This is a genomic window from Isoptericola sp. NPDC060257 (assembly GCF_042726645.1).
Taxonomy (GTDB): Bacteria; Actinomycetota; Actinomycetes; order Actinomycetales; family Cellulomonadaceae; genus Isoptericola; species Isoptericola nanjingensis.
In genome coordinates, this window is the sequence record NZ_JBHXAW010000421.1 from 1 (window position 1) to 2,407 (window position 2,407).

A 2,407-nucleotide genomic window follows, 5' to 3' on the forward strand; every position below is an offset into this window, starting at 1 on the left:
AGGCCGGCCTCGTCGTCGCCCGCGGGGATGCGGCAGAACGGGCACTGCGCCACCGTCCCGTCGGCGGGCTTGTCCTGCCCGCCGATGTAGACCATGCGGTGCGGGGTCCACAGCCGCTGCAGCCCGTCCTCGGGCGGGCCGAAGCCCGCCGCGGGCACCGTCGTCGAATCGTGCTCCGCGCCGTGCTCCGCGCCGTGCTCCGCGCCGTGTTCCTCGTGGTGGCCGCTCATGCGCGCCCCGCTCAGACCTGGACGCGGTCGCGCACCGCCGCGACGATGCGCTCGACCGCGTCGGCGACGGGCACCCCGTTCTCCTGGGTACCGTCGCGGAACCGGAACGACACGGCCCCGGCCTCGACGTCCTCGCCGCCGGCGATGAGCACGAAGGGCACCTTCTCCTTGGACGCGTTGCGGATCTTCTTGCCGAAGCGGTCGTCCGACAGGTCGACCTCGGCGCGGATGCCGCGGGCCGTGAGCTGGGCGACGACGTCCTTGAGGTAGTCGTCGAACGCCTCGGCGACGGGCACGGCGAGCACCTGGACGGGCGCGAGCCAGGCCGGGAAGAGCCCCGCGTAGTGCTCGATGAGCACGCCCATGAACCGCTCGATCGAGCCGAACTTGGCGGAGTGGATCATCACCGGCTGCTGCTTGGTGCCGTCCGCCGCGGTGTACTCCAGCCCGAAGCCCTTCGGCTGGTTGAAGTCGTACTGCACGGTGCCCATCTGCCACGTGCGGCCGATCGCGTCCTTGGCCTGGACGGAGATCTTGGGGCCGTAGAAGGCGGCGCCGCCCGGGTCGGCGACGAGCTCGAGACCCGAGGCGACGGCGACCTCCTCGAGCACCGCCGTGGCCTTGGCCCAGTCGTCGTCGGAGCCGACGAACTTGTCCTTCTTCTTGTCGTCGCGCGTCGACAGCTCCAGGTAGAAGTCGTCGAGGCCGAAGTCGCGAAGCACCGACAGCATGAAGTCCAGCAGGTGCTTGACCTCGGCGGGCGCCTGCTCCGGGGTGACGTAGGAGTGGGAGTCGTCCTGGGTCAGGCCGCGCACGCGCGTCAGGCCCTGCACCACGCCCGACTTCTCGTACCGGTACACCGACCCGAACTCGAAGAGCCGGATCGGCAGCTCGCGGTACGAGCGGCCACGGCTCGAGAAGATGAGGTTGTGCATCGGGCAGTTCATCGCCTTGAGGCGGTAGCGCCCGTGGTCGCCGACGTCCTCCAGGTCGAGCGGCGGGAACATCGTGTCGCCGTAGTACGGCAGGTGGCCCGACGTGTAGAACAGCTCTTCCTTGGTGATGTGCGGCGTGCCGACGTAGGAGAAGCCCTCCTCGATGTGGCGCTGGCGGACGTAGTCCTCCATGACGCGCTTGATCACGCCGCCCTTGGGGTGGAAGAGCGGCAGGCCCGACCCGACCTCGTCGTGGAAGGAGAACAGGTCCATCTCGGACCCGATGCGGCGGTGGTCGCGGCGCTCGGCCTCGGCCAGGCGCTCGAGGTACGCCTTGAGCTCGTCCTTGCTGGGCCAGGCGGTGCCGTAGACGCGCTGCAGCATCGGGTTCTTCTCGCTGCCGCGCCAGTACGCGGCGGCGTTGCGCATGAGCTGCACGCCGTTGCCGATGAGCCTCGTGCTCGGCAGGTGGGGCCCGCGGCACAGGTCCTTCCAGACCACGGTCTCGCTCTCGCGGCCGGCGCCGCGGACGTTGTCGTAGATCGTCAGCTCGCCGCCGCCGACCTCGACCGAGGACCCGTCCTCGTCCGAGGAGCCGCCCTTGAGGCCGATGAGCTCCAGCTTGTAGGGCTCGTCGGCCAGCTCGGCGCGCGCCTCGTCCTCCGTCACGACGCGGCGGCGGAAGGTCTGGCCCTCCTTGATGATGCGCGCCATCGCCTTGTCGAGGGCCTTGAGGTCCTCGGGGGTGAACGGCGTCGCGACGTCGAAGTCGTAGTAGAAGCCGTCGGTGACCGGCGGGCCGATGCCGAGCTTCGCGTCCGGGTTCACCTGCTGCACCGCCTGGGCCAGCACGTGCGCGGCGCTGTGGCGCAGCACGGCGAGGCCGTCGGGCGAGCCGATCGTCACGGGCTCGACGACCGTGCCGGCCACCAGGTCGCGCGAGAGGTCGAGCAGCTCGCCGCCGACGCGCATCACGACGACGTCCTTGCGGTCCGCGAACAGCTCCGTGCCCGTCGTCGGCGTCTGCACCGTCACCGTGTCCTGGCTGGCGTCGTCGGGGTTCGGTGGCATCGGCGAGGCGACGTCGGACACGTGCTGCTCCTTGCGGGTCGTGGGCGCTGCGGACGGGCACGGGCAGCACCTGGGCGGGACCGGCCGGGGCTGGGCGCCGGACACGGTCGTGGGGCGCCACCATCGGTGACGCCCCACGATCGTACTCATCCGCAGGGCCCCGGCCCGCGC

At 71.0% G+C, this 2,407-nt stretch carries 1 protein-coding gene and 1 pseudogene; both read right to left on the reverse strand.

All coding sequences use genetic code 11. The annotated features are described in order from the left end of the window. Positions 1 to 230 (reverse strand): annotated as a pseudogene (locus tag ACFWEK_RS20805) (hypothetical protein); the annotation flags it as partial. Between the two features lie 11 nt (positions 231 to 241). Beyond that, positions 242 to 2,236, reverse strand: a complete 1,995-nt coding sequence (gene thrS, locus ACFWEK_RS20810) for a threonine--tRNA ligase (protein WP_430555274.1) — start codon at positions 2,234 to 2,236, stop codon at positions 242 to 244. Positions 2,237 to 2,407: the final 171 nt, after the last annotated feature.